This window comes from Streptomyces subrutilus (assembly GCF_008704535.1).
Taxonomy (GTDB): domain Bacteria; phylum Actinomycetota; class Actinomycetes; order Streptomycetales; family Streptomycetaceae; genus Streptomyces; species Streptomyces subrutilus.
On sequence record NZ_CP023701.1, the window covers coordinates 2,971,725 to 2,988,234 of the forward strand.

Consider the following 16,510-nt stretch of genomic DNA (forward strand, 5'->3'; position numbering starts at 1 on the left):
CCGACGCGCCCGACGCGCCCGCGCGCTCGCGGGGGACGCGCCGCACCCCGCTCGCCGTGCTCGCCCTGTGCCTCGGCGTGCTGGCCGCGGCCACCGCCTGCACCGGCTCCTCCGCCGCCCCGGACCCGGCGAAGCCCACCGCCTACCGGGAGGGCACCCTGCGCGTCCTGGCCTCCAGCGAGCTCGCCGACATGGAGCCGGTGCTGGAGGCCGCCCGGGCCGCGACCGGGGTCACGGTGCGACTGACCTGGACCGGCACCCTCGACGCCGCCGAGCAGGTCGCCTCCGGGAAGGCGGACGGGGCGTACGACGCGATCTGGCTCTCCTCCGACGACTACCTGCGGCTGCGGCCCGGGGCGGCCGCGAAGCTCGCCGACGCGACCCCCGTGATGTCCTCTCCGGTCGCCCTCGGCGTACGGCCGCAGGCCCTGGCGCGGCTCGGCTGGAAGCCCGATGAGGTGACCTGGTCGGCGGTGCACGAGGCGGTGGCCGGCGGCCGGCTGACGTACGGGATGACCGATCCGGTGCGTTCCAACTCCGGTTTCTCCGCGCTGGTCTCGGTGGCCTCGGGGCTGTCGGGCGCGCAGTCGGCGCTCACCGACGCGGACGTGCGGACGGCGGCGCCCCGGCTGAAGGAGTTCTTCGCCGGGCAGAAGCTGACCTCGGGCTCCTCGGGCTGGCTGGCCGACGCGTACGCCCAGCGCGGGGACGTGGACGCGCTGGTCAACTACGAGTCCGTCCTGCTGTCGATGAACCGGGACGCGAAGAGCGGCCTGACGGTGGTCCGGCCGCGCGACGGCGTGGTGACGGCCCACTACCCGCTGACCCTGCTGACCTCGGCTCCGGCCGGGGCCCGCGAGTCGGGGCGCGTGCTGACCGACTGGCTGCGCGGCCCGGAGGCGCAGCGGTCGATCACCGAACGGACCTTCCGGCGGCCGGTCGCGGCCGGGGTCGCGCCGGCGGCCGGGCTGGAGGCCACGGTCCGCCGCGAGCTGCCCTTCCCGGGGTCGCTGTCGGTGGCCGACGGGCTGCTGGCCTCGTACGAGAACGAGCTGCGCAGGCCCTCGCGGACGGTGTACGTCCTGGACACCTCGGGCTCGATGGGCGAGGAGGACCGCATCGGACGGCTCAAGTCCGCGCTCACCGACCTCACGGGCAGCGGGGGTTCGGGCACCGGACGGCGCTTCCGCGACCGCGAGGAGGTGACGCTGCTGCCCTTCGGCGACCGGGTGAAGAAGGTGCTGACGCACGTGGTCGATCCGGGCGCCCCGGGGCCGGCCCTCGACGCGATCCGGCGGGACGTGGGCGCGCTGGAGCCGGCCGGGGGCACGGCCGTGTACGGCAGTCTGAAGGCGGCCTACCAGCACCTCGGGCGGGGTGGCGCGGACGCGTTCACGTCGATCGTGCTGATGACGGACGGACAGAGCGGGGACAAGGTGCAGGACTTCGACTCCTTCTACGCGGCGCTGCCGGAGGGTCAGCGGCACACCCCGGTCTTCGCGGTGCTGTTCGGCGACTCGGACCGCAGGGAGCTCACCCACATCACCGAACTGACCGGCGGACGGCTCTTCGACGCCACCGGCGGCAGCGGTGCGCTCGACGGGGCGTTCGAGGAGATCCGTGGCTACCAGTAGGGTCCTCGGCTACCTGGAGTCGAAGAAGAACCTGGCCGGCTCGGCCTGCGGGGTGGCCGGGGTGGCCCTCGCCCTGGCCGGGTCGGCGGGCCCGTACTGGCCGGCGGTGGTGGCCGGGCTGTACGGCGCGGGCGCGCTGATCGCCCCGCCGGAGCGGGTGGCGCCGCCGCGCTACCCGGACGCCGCCGAGCGGCTGGGCGCCGTACGGGAGGACCTCGGCCGGCTGCGCGCGTACGTGGCCCGGGCCGAGCTGCCGCCGACGGCGGCCGGGACGCTGGCCGGGCTGCTGGAGCGGTACGCGGCGCTGCTCGATCCGGGGTGGGCGGCCGACGTGCTGGGCGCCGAACCGGAGGCGGTGCACGTGCTGTCGCGGGCGATCCGCGCGGACGTGCCGGAGTGCGTGGACGCCTACCACCGGACGCGCTGGTGGACCCGGATCACCCCGGGCGGCGCATCGCCGGAACGCGAACTGGAGCGGCAGTTGGCGGCGCTGTACGAGGAGGCGGAGGGGGTGGCGGCGGCGCTGCGCGAGGCGGAGGCGCGCCGGCAGCGGACGCACACGACGTACCTGGAGGACCGGGGCCGCTCCTGACCGCGGCCCTGCTGCCGCGAAGGCACGGGGCCGCGGACCCGGCCGCGGCTCCGGCTGCCGCTTCGGCTTCGGAAGTGCCCGATGGCGGGCTCCCGTTCGCGCGGGGGCCCGCCATCGGCGGTCGCACGCGGTCCGTCCGGCGGGCGAGGACGCGCCTGCCGGGGGACCGGTGCTGCGGTGGGAACCGCTTGGTCGGGGGCTCCCACGTTCTCGGGCCCCGGTGACCGGGGCGGGCGGGTCAGCCCAGGCGCTCGACGAGCGCGTGGTACTGGTCCCACAGTTCCTTGGGCGTGTGGTCGCCGTAGGTGTTCAGGTGCTCGGGGACCAGGGCGGCCTCCTCGCGCCAGACCTCCTTGTCGACGGTGAGGAGGAAGTCGAGGTCGGCGGCGGACAGGTCCAGGCCGTCGGTGTCGAGGGACTCCGCGGTCGGCAGGACGCCGATGGGGGTCTCGACGCCGTCGGCGGTGCCGTCGAGGCGGCCGACGACCCACTTCAGGACGCGGCTGTTCTCGCCGAAGCCGGGCCACACGAACGCGCCCGCGTCGTTCTTGCGGAACCAGTTCACGTAGTAGATCTTCGGGAGCCTGGACTGGTCCTTGCCCTTGGCCACGTCGACCCAGTGGCCCATGTAGTCGCCCATGTTGTAGCCGCAGAACGGCAGCATGGCGAACGGGTCGCGGCGCAGCTCGCCGACCTTGCCCTCGGCGGCGGCGGTCTTCTCGGAGGCGATGTTCGAGCCGATGAAGACGCCGTGGTTCCAGTCGAAGGACTCGGTGACCAGGGGCACGGCGGAGGCGCGGCGGCCGCCGAAGAGGATCGCGGAGATCGGGACGCCCTCGGGGTCCTCCCACTCGGGGGCGATCGTCGGGCACTGCGAGGCCGGGACGGCGAAGCGGGCGTTCGGGTGGGCGGCCGGGGTGCCGGACTCCGGCGTCCAGTCGTTGCCCTTCCAGTCGGTGAGGTGGGCGGGCGACTGCTCGGTCATGCCCTCCCACCACACGTCGCCGTCGTCGGTGAGCGCGACGTTGGTGAAGACGGTGTTCGCGTACATCGTCTTCATGGCGTTGGCGTTGGTGTGCTCGCCGGTGCCGGGGGCGACGCCGAAGAAGCCGGCCTCGGGGTTGATCGCGTAGAGGCGGCCGTCCTCGCCGAAGCGCATCCAGGCGATGTCGTCACCGACGGTCTCGACGGTCCAGCCGGGGATGGTGGGCTCCAGCATCGCCAGGTTGGTCTTGCCGCAGGCGCTCGGGAACGCGGCGGCGATGTACCGGGCCTCGCCGGTGGGCGGGGTGAGCTTGAGGATCAGCATGTGCTCGGCGAGCCAGCCCTCGTCGCGGGCCATGACGGACGCGATGCGCAGGGCGTAGCACTTCTTGCCGAGCAGGGCGTTGCCGCCGTAGCCGGAACCGTAGGACCAGATCTCGCGGGTCTCGGGGAAGTGCGAGATGTACTTGGTGGTGTTGCAGGGCCACGGGACGTCGGCCTGGCCGTCGGCGAGCGGGGCGCCGAGGGTGTGGACGGCCTTGACGAAGAACCCGTCGGTGCCGAGTTCGTCGAGGACGGCCTTGCCCATGCGGGTCATGGTGCGCATGGCGACGGCGACGTAGGCGGAGTCGGTGATCTCGACGCCGATCGCGGAGAGCTCGGAGCCGAGGGGGCCCATGCAGAAGGGGACGACGTACATCGTCCGGCCCTTCATGGAGCCGCGGAAGATGCCGCCCTCCGCGCCCTTGCCGGCGAAGAGCTCCTTCATCTCGGCCGGGGCCTTCCAGTGGTTGGTCGGGCCCGCGTCCTCCTCCTTCTCGGAGCAGATGAAGGTCCGGTCCTCGACGCGCGCGACGTCGGAGGGGTCGGAGGCGGCGTAGTACGAGTTCGGGCGCTTGGTCTCGTCGAGCTTCCTGAACGTGCCCTGGGTGACGAGCTCCTCGCACAGGCGCTCGTACTCGGCCTCGGATCCGTCGCACCAGACGACGCGGTCGGGCTGGGTCAGGGCGGCGATCTCGTCCACCCAGGTGATCAGTTCCCGGTGGGTCGTCGGAATGGTGGGAGCCGCGTTGTCGCGCGCCACGATTGCTCCTTGTTGAGGGGTTTGTTTGGTGTTTGCCCCGTGGGGGCTGCGACCCGGACGCTTCGCGCTCCGCTCATCCGGTGCCGACCGCACTCATCTGATCATCCGGTGGATGTGCGCATATGTCCAGAGGGCCTCTCACGTGAGCATCGCCACGTCCGTCAATCTTCCGTAAAGAGGACTGACGGAAACCTACGGACCCGTAGGTAGCATGTGGGCCATGACTTCAGACGCTGCCGCCCGGGCCTCCGCGGCCGCCGAATCGGTCGCCGGGTCGGTGGCCCGGCCCGTCGCCGAGGCGGCGGAGGCCGTCGAGTCCGCTTTGGAGGCCAAACCGCTCCTGCGCGGCTGGCTCCACCTCGGCATGTTCCCGGCCGTGCTCGTCGCGGGCCTGGTCCTCATGGCCTTCACCGACTCGACCCGGGCGCGCGTGGCCTGCGGGGTCTACATCCTCACGGCCTGCCTGCTCTTCGGCGTGAGCGCGGTCTACCACCGCGGCACCTGGGGCCCGCGCGGCGAGGCCGTGCTGCGGCGGCTCGACCACGCCAACATCTTCCTGATCATCGCGGGCACGTACACCCCGCTGACCGTCCTGCTGCTCCCGCCGTCCACCGGGCGCACCCTGCTGTGGGCGGTGTGGATCGCCGCCGGGGCCGGCATCGCCTTCCGCGTCTTCTGGGTCGGCGCGCCGCGCTGGCTCTACACCCCCTGCTACATCGCCATGGGCTGGGCGGCGGTCTTCTTCCTGCCCGACTTCCTGCGCGCGGGCGGCATCGCCGTCCTCGTCCTGGTCGTCGTCGGCGGACTGCTCTACAGCGTGGGCGGGGTCGTCTACGGCATGAAGCGGCCCAACCCCTCCCCCCGCTTCTTCGGCTTCCACGAGGTCTTCCACTCGCTGACGCTGGCGGCCTTCGTGGCCCACTACGTCGGCATCTCGCTGGCCGCCTACTCCCACTGACCCCGGCCCGGCAGACCCGGGCCGAGAGAGCGCGGGCCTGCCGGGCGGGAGCTGCGCGGGCCCGGGTCGTCAGGGCCGGGGCCGGGCGGTCAAAGCTCGGGCCGCCGGGCGGGAGCTGCGCGGGCCCGGGTCGTCAGGGCCGGGGCCGGGCGGTCAAAGCTCGGGCCGCCGGGCGGGAGCTGTGCGGGCCCGGGTCGTCAGGGCCGGGTCGTCAGGCTCGGGTCGTGCCCACCTGCTCCGCCAGCTCGGCCGGGTCCGTCGTGGGCCGCGCGCACACGAAGTGCCGGCACACGTACGCCGTCGCCGCCCCGTCCACGAGCGTCCGCCCGGCCAGCAGCGGGAACTCGCCGCCGCTGCCGTCCTCGGCGCGCGGCATCCCCGCCGCGACCACCGCCCCGGGAGCCGTCCCGAGCAGCGCCACCCGGTGCAGCGCCGCCAGCTCCGGATCCTGCGGCGCGCCGACCACCGCGACCTCGCGCGGCCCGTCGAGCAGCGCCTCGGCCGCCGCCAGCCCGTGCCCGATGAACCGCGGGGCGCGCGGCCCCAGCGCCTGCACCACGCCGAGCGCCCGCTCCGCCGCCGTCCGGTGCGCCTCCGAGCCGGTGTGCGCCGCGTACGACAGCAGCGCTCCGGCCGCGGCCGTCCAGCCGGACGGCGCCGCCGTGTCGGTGGGGTCCTGCGGCCGCCTGATCAGCTGCTCCGCATCGTGCGCGGTGTCGTACAGGGAGCCGTCCGGTGCGGCGAACCGGTCCAGGACCAGGTCCAGGAGGAAGCCGGCGAACTCCAGCCAGACGCCCTCGCCCGTCACGGACGCCAGCGCGAGGAAGCCCTCCGCGACGTCGCCGTAGTCCTCCAACACCCCGGCGTTCGCGCCGACCTGCCCGTCCCGGCTGGTCCGCGCCAGGCGGGCCCGCCCGTCCATGTGCACCCGTACCAGCAAGTCCGCGGCCTCGGTCGCCCGTTCCACCAGGTCGGGGCGGTCGAAGTACGCCCCGCACTCGGCGAGCGCGGCGACGGCCAGCCCGTTCCAGGCCGCCACGACCTTGTCGTCCCGCCCGGGCGCGGGCCGTTCGGCGCGCGCGGCGAGCAGCCGCTCCCGGACGGACGCGATCCGTGCGGCGTCCGCCGCCGGCCCCTCCTGGGGCAGCTGGAGCACGGACTTCCCGTGCTCGAAGGTCCCCTCCTCGGTCACCCCGAAGTAGGCGACGGCCAGGTCTCCGTCCTCGTCCCCCAGCACCTCCCGCAGCTGCGCCGGGGTCCACGCGTAGTACGCGCCCTCCACGTGCGCGCCGGTGTCCGGGTCCGCGCTGTCGGCGTCGAGCGCGGAGGCGAAGCCGCCCTGGTCGGTGCGCAGTTCGCGGACGATGAAGTCGGCGGTCTCCAAGGCCACCCGGCGGGCGAGGTCGGAGCCGGTGGCCCGCCACAGGTGCGCGTAGACCCGGCAGAGCAGCGCGTTGTCGTACAGCATCTTCTCGAAGTGCGGGACCACCCAGGCGCGGTCCACGGCGTACCGGGCGAACCCGCCGCCGAGCTGGTCGTAGATGCCGCCGCGCGCCATGGCCTCGCAGGTGTCGGCGGCCATCTGCAGGGCGCCCTCGGAGCCGGTGCGCGCGTGGTGGCGCAGCAGGAACTCCAGCACCATGGACGGCGGGAACTTGGGCGCGCCGCCGAACCCGCCGTGCACGGAGTCGTACTCGCGGGTCAGCCCCAGCAGCGCCTGCGCCAGCTCCTCGGCGCCGGGCTCGCCGGCCTTGCCGTAGTCGAGCGTCCGCCCGGACAGGTCCCGTACGATCCGCCGCGCGACCTCGGCGACCTCCTCGGGACGGCCCACCCAGGCGGTCCGCACGCCTTCGAGGACCTGCATGAAGGAGGGCATGCCGTGCCGGGGCTCGGGCGGGAAGTAGGTCCCGAAGTAGAACGGCTCGGCCTCGGCGTTCAGGAACACCGTCATCGGCCAGCCGCCCTGGCCGGTGGCGGCCTGCACGGCCTCCATGTAGACGGCGTCGACGTCGGGCCTCTCCTCGCGGTCCACCTTGATGTTGACGAAGTGCTCGTTCATGTAGGCGGCGCACAGCTCGTCCTCGAAGGACTCGTGCGCCATCACGTGGCACCAGTGGCACGCCGAGTAGCCGACCGACAGCAGCACGGGCACCTTGCGCCGCCGCGCCTCCTCGAAGGCCTCCGGCGACCAGGGCCACCAGTCGACGGGGTTGTCGGCGTGCTGCTGGAGGTACGGGGAGGTCTCGTTCACAAGGCGGTTCGGCATGGGCCCATCCTCGCGCACGAGGGCGACGGGGCCCGCCTACGGCACAGACGAGCCGGTCCGGGCAGGACCGGGACCGCCCAGGAAGGCCGTCCCCCTCATTCCCCGGCGCCACGGGAGGATCTCTGTGATGATCGGACCCTTCTGGGGTGGGAACGGTTTGGAGGGGGAGCCATCAATGACGGATTCCACGGTGGACGACGGTGCGGAGGATTCCTCCGGGCGGGCCTCCTACTTGTTCGGGGGACGACGGGTACGGATCTCGGACCTGATCGACGCGGGACTGCTGGCACCAGAGTCTCCGCTCATCTTCCGGCGCAAGCGGTCGGGGCATCAACATCACGCCCGGGTGACTGCGGACGGCAGGATTGCACTGAGCAACGGGCGACAGTTCAGGACCCCTTCCCAGGCTGCCGCCGCGGCAACGGGACGGGGACCCTTCGACGGGTGGACCGCCTGGGAATTGGCCGACGGCACCCCGCTGGACGAGTTGCGCCAGAACCTGCTGGACACGGTCGCGGAGCAGCCGTCCTCCGGCGACTCGACGGCGGACGCCTCGGCTGGTCGGCACGACCGCCTGAAGGACGCTCGGAGGCAGGCCGACGCGGGCACTCCAGTCACCGTCACCGTTCGTGACCTGTTGGGCTGGTGGGGAGCGGCCAGGCGCGGCTACTTGGTCAGTGCGCGGGTCGCTGCCGAGCTGGCCAACCACGGTCTCTCGACGCTGCCCGACTTCGCGGACGTGGGTTTCGACGATCGGGTGACCCTGACTGGGCCGACCGTGGACGCCGAGGAAGAGCAGGGGGCGCCCACCGAGCCAGAGCCGGAGAGCGCGCAAGAAGCAGCGACGCGGGAACCGGAGGGCTCGTTGCCCACCGAGATGCGACTGACCGGCGCACCGCCGCCTGTCCTCGACGGCGAAGGGGACGAGGAAGAGGACGAGGACGACGAGCCGGTCCAGCGGCAGACGGTGGGCAATCTGCCCTCGGCACTCAAGGGGGTGGAGTCGCTCACCTCCTCGGCGAGCTTCGAAGAGGCATTCACCAAGATGCAGCTCAACGGGTTCTCCCAACTGCCGGTGCTGGATGGGCCGCGTAATCTCCGCGGGGCCGTCACCTGGGAGTCCATCGCGCTTGCCCGCCACACCGATCCCCACGCCCCCTTCTCGAAGGCCGTCGTCAAAGCGCACGCCGTCAGCTATGCCGACCACCTGATCGACGCCCTGCCCTTGCTCGAACAGTTCGGGTTTCTCCTGGTCAAGGATCAGACGAACAAGATCGCTGGAATCATCACCGTCGCCGACGTTGCCGCCGAATACGGTGCCACGGCCAGGCCGTTCCTCCTCATCGGCGATCTCGACCGGCAGCTGCGTCGGATCATCGCGCGGGAGCTGAACCTGGCAGAGGTGATCGCTCTCTGTGACCCGGACGGACGACGCAAGCTCACCTCCTACGACCAACTGGGTTACGGCGACTACCAGACGGTGCTGAGCAATCAGCAGCAGTGGGACCGGCTGGGCTGGCCGCTCGACCGCAAGTCCTTCGCGGCCCACCTCAACGGACTCCGCGAGATCCGCAACGAACTGATGCACTTCAACGACAAGGACAAGGCCGGCGACGCGGCGATACCGCTGATCCGCAACATGGTGGACCTGCTGCGCCAGTACGGAAGCTGAGTACGGGAGAGCCACGGCCCGGCGGTGCCGAGGGAGGGCGCTCTCCGGGCCTCCGGACCGACCGGCTGCCCGGTGAACTGCTCCCGCCTGCCACGGAGCCCCCGCTCGTGGAAGCCGCGTCACTGCGGCGTCTACCCTGCACACAGGCAGTCCACGACCCGTGTCACGGCCAGCAGCACGGCGCGCTCACATAGCAGGGGATCGACGCCAGTCGTCGGGAACTGCTCGGAGAAAGAGAACGCCCTGTACACCGAACGGGACTCTGTCGAAAGGAACAGCCGGTCCGCTCCTGGTGCTCGACTTCCCCGTGATCTACCTGATCCTGGCCTGGACCTACCTGGTCAACGACGAGAAGATCTCGTCGATCGGCTGCTACGTTCGCGACCAACTGGGACCACGCCTGGGGGAACTCGTCTGGATCCACAGCATGGTGGTCTCCTGGGAGGTCTGCCAGCGCAACGTCCCGGGCCGCACCATGCGCAAGCAGCTCCGGACCACGGTGGACCTGATCACGTACCTGGTTCTGCCAATGGTCGGCACGACCGCGTCCTGGTGCTCTCCGACCGTTCAGTCCCTGTTCGCGCTTGCCTCTCTGACACAGACGCTAGCCCTGGGCGTACTGAGCTGGCAGTTCCTGCGCCATGCGGGGCGTGGGGAACCCGCCGGAGCCGTTCCACGCGCGTAAGACGCCTTCGATGAGCCGAGGCACGTGCCGGGCTCAGCTATTCGGTCAGCGGACGTCCGTCTCAGGCCGGGGCAGCTCGTCCAGGTCGAGGGTGTAGGTCCGCCCGTCGGCCAGCTCGACGGGAAGCTTGCCCGAGCCGTACTTGTGCGTATGGGCGGCGATGTAGCCGGAGCCGGTGGGCTGGGTGTGGACGACGACCTCAGCGGCGTATGGGTCGACCACCACGTAGACCGGGATGCCGTAGCGGCCGTACTTCGCGGTGCAGTCGTCGTAGTCCTTGCGCGCGGAGGAAACCGACACCACCTCAGCGATCAACAGCACGTCCTCGAAGCCGTAGCGCTTGCCCTGCCGCTGCGCGTCCTCCCGCAGGATCGCGAAGTCCGGGGCCGAGTTCTCGTCGGCCGGGAAGTCCAGCTACACCTCAGAGGCAGTCTTCGCATGTCGGCCGAGCGAGAGCGAGTCGATCTGCATCGACTTGATCGTGCTGGAGTGCTCAAAGCTCTGCGGAGTCATGATCACCTTTCGGTCAGTACCGAAGAAGACCACGTACCCGGCGGGGAACTCGGTGTGCATGACCGCATCGACGCTCATCAACGGCTCCTTCCTGTCGCATCTCAGGATATGGGCCACGGTCCCGCACGGGCCCACTGCGAGAGTGCCGACTCGGCAAATGCGGCGGGGGGTGCACTGATCTTCGGTCCCAGCGTTGACGCCTTGCCCGGCCGTACACCATACGCATCCACGTCAGTGCTCTCCGGAAAAACCCCAGGTCAGGACTGTCTGGTTGTGTTAAGTCATTGGCACCAGTGGCACGCCGAGTGGCCGACCGACAGCAGCACGGGCACCTCGCGCCGCCGCGCCTCCTCGAAGGCCTCCGGCGACCGGGGCCACCAGTCGACGGGGTTGTCGGCATGCTGAAGCAGATACGGCGAGGTCACACCAGCCAACCGGTTCGTGCGGCCCAGCCTCTCACAGCGTCCGGCGCGACCGGCGGAACCTCACAGGGCCGCCGCTCGACTGAACCGCCCGTGCGGGCCCGCACGTGGTGGGGGCCCTTCTCCGAAGAGTTGGCATCACCCCCTTCCCGACGCTTCCGCGGGGTCGGGCGGCCCCGCACCTCTAAACAGTAGGCTGGGCCCAGCAGCGCCGGACCTGCCGATGCCTCTCGAAGGAGGTACACCATGACCGCCGAGATGGTGGCGCCCGCGTGGATGCATGCGCAGATCAGCGCGGAGCAGTACGACTCCTGGTCCGAGGAGCAGTGCGCCGGCATCGAGATCGTGGACGGGATGGTCGTCGTGAGCCCGAGTGCCTCCAAGCGGCACAACCGGCTGGCTCGGCTCTTGGCCAACGCCCTGGACGCCGCTGCGGGCCCGGACTGGAACGCCGACACGGACTTCGACGTCCGCCTGCAGGACCTTCCGCTCACCAACCGCCGTCCGGACGTCACCGTCTACCGGGCGGAGACCATCGACCTCACGCCCACCCGTCCCGAGCACGTGCTCCTGGTCGTCGAGGTCGTGTCGCCCGGTTCGGAGACCACGGACCGGATCGTGAAGGTGGACCAGTACGCCAAGGCCGGCATCGCCTTCTACTGGCGGGTCGAGCAGGCCGCCACCGGTGTCCCGATCGTCTACACCCACGTCCTCGACCCCGCCACCAGGGCCTACCGGGACGGCGAGACGTTCACCGGCACGGTGAAGGCCGTCGCGCCCTTCTCCGTCACGGTGGACCTCGGGGTCCTGTAGGGACCTGAGAAGTCACCCCGCCGGGCGGCCTTCGGCAAGCACGGCCGCGGCCGCGGCGCCGGCCGGACCGGGGCGGAGCCGTGGTTCCGGGGGTGCTCAGCGGCGGAGCAGCGGGGTCATGGCCTGGGTCCAGGTCGTGCGGGTGTGGGTCCAGGCGGCCGTGCAGGGGGCGCGGGACGGGGTCGCGAGGTCGGGGTGGCGGTCGGGAGCGGCGGCGAGGACCGCGCAGCGGTGGGCTTCGGCCCGGGCGGCGGGCGGGGCGTGCTCGTCGGCGGGGTCGGGGGCGCCGTCCTCGGCGGCGGTCAGTTCGTGGGCGCGGGCCGCCGTCAGGAGGGCGGCCTCGCCCCGGGGGCCGGCGCGGAGCAGCATGAGCCGGGCGAAGTCGTCGGCGGAGTCCTCCTCGGCGCGGTCGCCCCCGGCCGGGAGGCCCAGGGCGTCGAGGAGGGCGTGGCCGGCTTCGTGGTGGACCGTTTCGCCGACCACGTCGGCGAGCGCGCCGTCCGGGTCCGGATGGCCGGTGCGGACGAACGGGTCGCGTTCCTCGGGGAGGTCGTCGTAGCAGAGCTCGATGCGGCGGGTCCGCGGGTCGTAGCCGCTGCCTTCGCCGGCGCAGGAGCGGGCGACGACGGCGACCTCGTACGGGAGGGAGAGGAGGGCGTCGAGTTCGGCGAGGGCGTGTTCGGCGGTCCGCCGGTCGCGCAGGAAGCGGTGGCTCGCGCGGTCGGGGGCGGCGGGCCGCTCGTAGCGCAGGGTGAACCCGGCGGCCGGCCGCGGGACCGGTGCGGTGCACGCGGTCAGTGCCGCGGCGGTCGTCGCGACCAGGGTCGCGATCAGTGCCGCGACCAGCGGTGCGGCCCGTGCCGCGGCGCGCGGCGTGGCGGCCGGAGCGGAGGGCGCCTGCGGTCGGCTCATGGGGGCAGCCTAGGTCGTCTCTTTCGGATCTTGTCGGCCGAGCCCGCGGCGTCTGGTGCCGTGGCTGGGCGTGCTGCCGGGGCGCTCGCGTACTGCACGTACGTGATCGCCTCGGCAGTGCGGCCAGGCACGGTGCCAGGCGTCGCGGGCCCGGCACGATCCGAAAGAGACGGCCTAGGCGTCGGGTGGTCGGGCGGCGCGGCCAACGGGCTTGGTGCGGGGTCCGGTTGGCTCTGAACTTGCTCAGATTTCGCGCGTCTGTGTTCCGTGCGCACGACACGGGGAATCCACTCCACCGGAACTCTCTGAGGGGGACACCGATGCGGGACAGCCATCGTGTGGAAGCCGAAAGGCTGTGGGAGCGGGCCGTGGACGAGGAGGTCCGGCGGGGCTCGGGGTCGGCGGGCGGGGCGCCGGCCGACCGGGCGGCCCTGCTGGCGCGGGGCCGGGAGGCGCTGGACGGGCTGGCCGCGAGCGCGGCGGCGGAGTACGGGGCGTACGTACGGGCGTTGGACGAGGCGGCGGCCGGGGGCGAGTCGCTGGGCGAGGCCTTCCGCCGGGGCAACACGTCGACGGCGCTGCTGGTGACGGCGGTCGGGGCGGCGGCGGCGCTGGGAGCGGACCTGGCGCTCGGGGTCGCGGCCGGTACGGCGCTGGCCGCGGGAGCGGTGGTGGGGGTCGCGGGCGCCGCGACGACGGTGGCGAAGGTGACGGCGCTGCACCTGCCGGCCGCGAACCGGCGGGCGGGCGAGCTGGGCCGGCCGGGCGGTGTGGAGCAGCTGCGGTTGCAGTGGCTGACGGCGCTGGAGGTGCGCGGGGTACGCCCTTACCTGGAGCAGCAGCGCGCCGTGGCCGCGGCGGCCCGGGCGGCGCGGCCCGCGGCCCGGCCGGTGGCGGCGCCGCTGCGCGGGACGGACCGCAGCGCGGAGGCCCGGCGGCGCAGTGTGCTGGAGCAGTCCTTCGGGCAACTCCCGGAATCGGGCGGCTTCTTCACCGGGCGGCAGGCGGAGCTGACGCGGGTCGCCCGGTGGGTGCGGGCGGCGCGGGCCAGCACGGAGACCCGCCCGGTGGTCGTGGTGCTGCACGGCGAGCCGGGGGTGGGGCGTACGGCGCTGGCGCTGCGGGCGGCGCACGCGCTGCGGGACCAGTTCCGGGGCGCGTGCGTGGTGGACCTGCGGGGCGGGGGCGCGGGGGCTCCGCTGTCGACGCGGGAGGCGCTGCTGCACCTGCTGAACCGGCTGGGCGCTCCGCGCGAGCAGTTGCTGTTCCGCGAGGGGGCCTCGGCCGAGCAGCAGGTACGGCGGCTCGGCGAGCTGTACCACCAGCACCTGCGGGGGCTGCCGGTGACGGTGGTGCTGGACGACGCGGTGGACCCGGAGCAGGTGCGGCTGCTGGTGCCGGAGCGGTCGGACAGCCTGGTCCTGGTGACGGCGCGCGGGCCGCTGGAGCTGCCGGAGCCGTCGGCGGCCTGGGTGTACCAGTTGCCGGTGGAGCCGCTGGCGGACGCGGAGGCGGCGGAACTCCTGCGCCGGGCCGCTCCCGCGCAGCCGCAGCCCCCGGGCACGGCGGGTACGGCCGGGTCGGCGGGTACGGCCCGTACGACCCACGCGGCCGACCCGGCCGACCCGGCCTCGGCCGCCGCCGCGGTCCGGCTGGGCGGCGGTCTGCCGCTGGCCCTGCGCATGCTGGCCCCCCTGGCCCGCGCGGGCGCGGTCCCGCCCGACGGGGCGTACGGCCCCGGCCCCGGCCGGGACCCGGGCGACGGCCCGGGCACGGCCCCGACCCCGGAAACCGCGACGGGCACGGGGCCGGACCGTACGGCGGGCACGAGCGCCGGGTCGCGCCACACGGCGGGCACGGGCACGGAGCCCGATCCCACGACGGGCACGGGCCCGGAGCCCGGCCGCGCGGTCGGCACCGGCGGTCCGGACCGCACGACGGGCACCGGCACCGGCACAGACACAGGCGCGGGCACCGGCACCGGCACGGACACAGGCGCGGGCACCGGCACCGGCACCGGCACCGGCACGACCACGGACACAAGCACCGGCACCCGCACCGGACGCCCGGTGGGCGGCGGCGGGCCGGGTGGCGGGCATGCCGTGGAGCGGGCGGTGCGGGCCGCCGAGGCGGGGCTCGCGGAGCCGGCCCGGGAGTTGCTGCGGCTGCTGCCGCTGGCCGGGCGGGCCTCGCTCGGCGGGGCCGCGGCGGCGGCGCTGGCGGACGTACCGGAGCAGGCGGCGCTGCGCACGCTGGAGGAGCTGTGGGAGGCGGGGCTCGTGGAGCGGGTGCGCGGGCAGCGGTTCCGGATGCACGACGCGGTGCGCGCCCACCAGGCGTCCCGGCCCGCGTCGGAGGAGGACCGGGCGCGGGCCGCGGCCGCGCAGGAGCGGCTGATCCGCGACTACGCGCAGCTCGCGGACGCGGTGATCCGCATGGTCGACGGGAAGATGTCCACCCGGGCGAACCACTTCGGCGGCCACGGCTTCACCTCGCTGGACGCGGCCCTGCGCTGGCTGGACGACGAGTCGAGCGTGATCACGGCCGCGCTGCGGCACACGGAGGGCGTGGACCAGCGGGCGGTGCTGGACCTGCTGGGCGCGCTGTGCGACTTCTGCCTGCTGCGCGGTGACCTCTACCGGCTCGGGGAGATCGACGAGCTGTCCCGGGCGGTGGCGGCCCGGCAGCCGGGGGACGGCGGGGGCCAGCCGGGGCGGCTGGTGCGGTCGGTGCAGTGGCGCACCGGTATCGCGGCCCGCCAGCTGGGCGAGCTCGACAGGGCGCGGACCACGCTGACCTCGGTGGTGGACCAGTACATGGAGGCCCGGCAGGAGGCGGGCGCGGCGATGGCGCTGGTCTCGCTCGGGATCACCCTGCACCACCAGGGGAACCTGCCGGAGGCGGCGGTGCGGCTGCGGGAGGCGCTGGTGCTCCAGGAGCCCGCCGAGCTGGCGGGGGACCGGGCGTGGGGGCTGCACGCGCTGGCGGCGGTGGAGCGGGACCGGGCGCACCTGGGCGAGGCGATGGCGCTGTTGGAGCGGTCGCTCGCGCTGCACCGGGAGAGCGAGAGCGTGCACGGGGAGGCGTGGGCCCACCTCCAGCTGGGCCAGGTGTTCCTGCGCCTGGGCGAGGTGCCGCGGGCGGAGGAGGAGCTGCGGTCGGCCCTCGACCTGTACGGGCGCACCCGCGACGACCGCGGCGAGGCGTGGGCGCTGACCCAGCTGGGCCGGGCCCGGGTGGTGGCCGGAGATCCGGATCGGGCGGTGGAGCGGCTGGGCGAGGCCCTGGCCCGGCACCGGGACGCGGAGGACGCGCGCGGCGAGGCCTGGACGCTGTACTACCTGGGGCAGGCGCTGGAGGGGGCCGGCGAGCGGGACCGGGCGGTGCGGGAGCTGGAGCGGGCCCGGACGATGTTCTCGCGGATGCGGGACGTGTACGGGCTGGCGCACGCCCGGCACCACTCGGGGCGGGTGACGCGCGACCAGCGGGCGGCCCGGACGGGCAACCTGCGCAATTCCGGCTTCGCCCGGCAGCTGCTGGTGGACGCGCGGGCCGACTTCCGGCGGATCGGGCTGGAGCACGGGGAGGCGTGGACCTGCCTGGAGCTGGCGGTGGTGGACGCGGGCAACGGTCGGCTCGCGCAGGCGCTGGGGCTGTGCGAGGAGGCGGTGCGGCTGTTCATCGCGTACGGGGACCGGCGCGGGGAGGACTGGGCCCGTTTCCTGCGGTGCACGATGCTGCCGTACGCGGTGCCGGGCGCCCCGGAGGAGGCGGGGGCGGAGCTGGACCGGCTCTCGGCGGCCCCGCACCCGGCGCGGGACGGCCGGCTGGCCGACTTCCTGGAGACGTACGCGGTGGTCTTGGGCCGGGGCGCCGATCCCGCGGAGGGCTGGCAGGGGTGGCGGCTCGGCATGGTGCCGGACCTGCACGCGCGGGAGGTCATGGGCGTCCCGCTGACCGCGCCCCCGGCGTAGT

At 73.6% G+C, this 16,510-nt stretch carries 11 protein-coding genes and 2 pseudogenes; 7 read left to right on the top strand and 6 right to left on the bottom strand.

Translation table 11 applies throughout. The features are described 5' to 3' along the window. Positions 1 to 56 precede the first annotated feature (56 nt). Both CP968_RS12725 and CP968_RS12730 read left to right on the top strand, forming a co-directional pair. Positions 57 to 1,634, top strand: coding sequence for a substrate-binding and vWA domain-containing protein (locus tag CP968_RS12725; RefSeq protein WP_150521885.1), 1,578 nt, complete (start codon positions 57 to 59; stop codon positions 1,632 to 1,634). Next, positions 1,621 to 2,226, top strand: coding sequence for a hypothetical protein (locus CP968_RS12730; RefSeq protein WP_150518132.1), 606 nt, complete (start codon positions 1,621 to 1,623; stop codon positions 2,224 to 2,226). The genes CP968_RS12725 and CP968_RS12730 overlap by 14 nt, the downstream gene beginning before the upstream one ends. Before the next feature lie 238 nt (positions 2,227 to 2,464). Here CP968_RS12730 and CP968_RS12735 read toward each other — a convergent pair whose 3' ends face one another. Then, a complete protein-coding gene (locus CP968_RS12735; RefSeq protein ID WP_150518133.1) occupies positions 2,465 to 4,294 on the bottom strand; it encodes a phosphoenolpyruvate carboxykinase (GTP) in 1,830 nt (609 codons plus the stop codon). Between the two features lie 220 nt (positions 4,295 to 4,514). Here CP968_RS12735 and trhA point away from each other — a divergent pair, with 220 nt between their 5' ends. After that, positions 4,515 to 5,252 carry a PAQR family membrane homeostasis protein TrhA gene (gene trhA, locus CP968_RS12740; RefSeq protein WP_229886627.1) on the top strand — a complete coding sequence of 246 codons (738 nt, stop codon included), beginning with the start codon at positions 4,515 to 4,517 and terminating at the stop codon, positions 5,250 to 5,252. A 211-nt stretch (positions 5,253 to 5,463) separates the two neighbouring features. On the opposite strand, the gene CP968_RS12745 is transcribed toward trhA, so the two are convergent. Next, a complete protein-coding gene (locus CP968_RS12745; protein WP_167536798.1) occupies positions 5,464 to 7,518 on the bottom strand; it encodes a thioredoxin domain-containing protein in 2,055 nt (684 codons plus the stop codon). 175 nt (positions 7,519 to 7,693) lie between these two features. Here CP968_RS12745 and CP968_RS12750 point away from each other — a divergent pair, with 175 nt between their 5' ends. Both CP968_RS12750 and CP968_RS12755 read left to right on the top strand, forming a co-directional pair. Further along, positions 7,694 to 9,190 carry a restriction system modified-DNA reader domain-containing protein gene (locus tag CP968_RS12750; RefSeq protein ID WP_150518135.1) on the top strand — a complete coding sequence of 499 codons (1,497 nt, stop codon included), beginning with the start codon at positions 7,694 to 7,696 and terminating at the stop codon, positions 9,188 to 9,190. Between the two features lie 289 nt (positions 9,191 to 9,479). Then, positions 9,480 to 9,875 (top strand): annotated as a pseudogene (locus CP968_RS12755) (hypothetical protein); the annotation flags it as partial. 45 nt (positions 9,876 to 9,920) lie between these two features. On the opposite strand, the gene CP968_RS34785 reads toward CP968_RS12755, so the two are convergent. The 3 genes and pseudogenes from CP968_RS34785 to CP968_RS12765 form a co-directional block, all read right to left on the bottom strand. Beyond that, on the bottom strand, positions 9,921 to 10,289 hold the full coding sequence (locus tag CP968_RS34785; protein ID WP_268253291.1) for a Uma2 family endonuclease: 369 nt from the start codon (positions 10,287 to 10,289) through the stop codon (positions 9,921 to 9,923). Further along, positions 10,290 to 10,466, bottom strand: a complete 177-nt coding sequence (locus CP968_RS34790) for a hypothetical protein (RefSeq protein WP_229886625.1) — start codon at positions 10,464 to 10,466, stop codon at positions 10,290 to 10,292. Between the two features lie 209 nt (positions 10,467 to 10,675). Next, positions 10,676 to 10,840 (bottom strand): annotated as a pseudogene (locus CP968_RS12765) (DUF255 domain-containing protein); the annotation flags it as partial. Positions 10,841 to 11,056: 216 nt separating this feature from the next. On the opposite strand from CP968_RS12765, the gene CP968_RS12770 reads away from it, so the two are divergent. After that, positions 11,057 to 11,623, top strand: a complete 567-nt coding sequence (locus tag CP968_RS12770) for a Uma2 family endonuclease (protein ID WP_150518137.1) — start codon at positions 11,057 to 11,059, stop codon at positions 11,621 to 11,623. A gap of 96 nt (positions 11,624 to 11,719) precedes the next feature. Here the strand turns inward: CP968_RS12770 and CP968_RS12775 are convergent, their stop codons facing one another. Then, the gene (locus tag CP968_RS12775; protein ID WP_150518138.1) at positions 11,720 to 12,535 is read right to left on the bottom strand and encodes a DUF4344 domain-containing metallopeptidase; all 816 of its coding nucleotides are present in this window, start codon (positions 12,533 to 12,535) and stop codon (positions 11,720 to 11,722) included. Positions 12,536 to 12,855: 320 nt separating this feature from the next. On the opposite strand from CP968_RS12775, the gene CP968_RS12780 reads away from it, so the two are divergent. Then, a complete protein-coding gene (locus CP968_RS12780) occupies positions 12,856 to 16,509 on the top strand; it encodes a tetratricopeptide repeat protein (protein ID WP_150518139.1) in 3,654 nt (1,217 codons plus the stop codon). The last annotated feature ends 1 nt before the right edge of the window (position 16,510 follow it).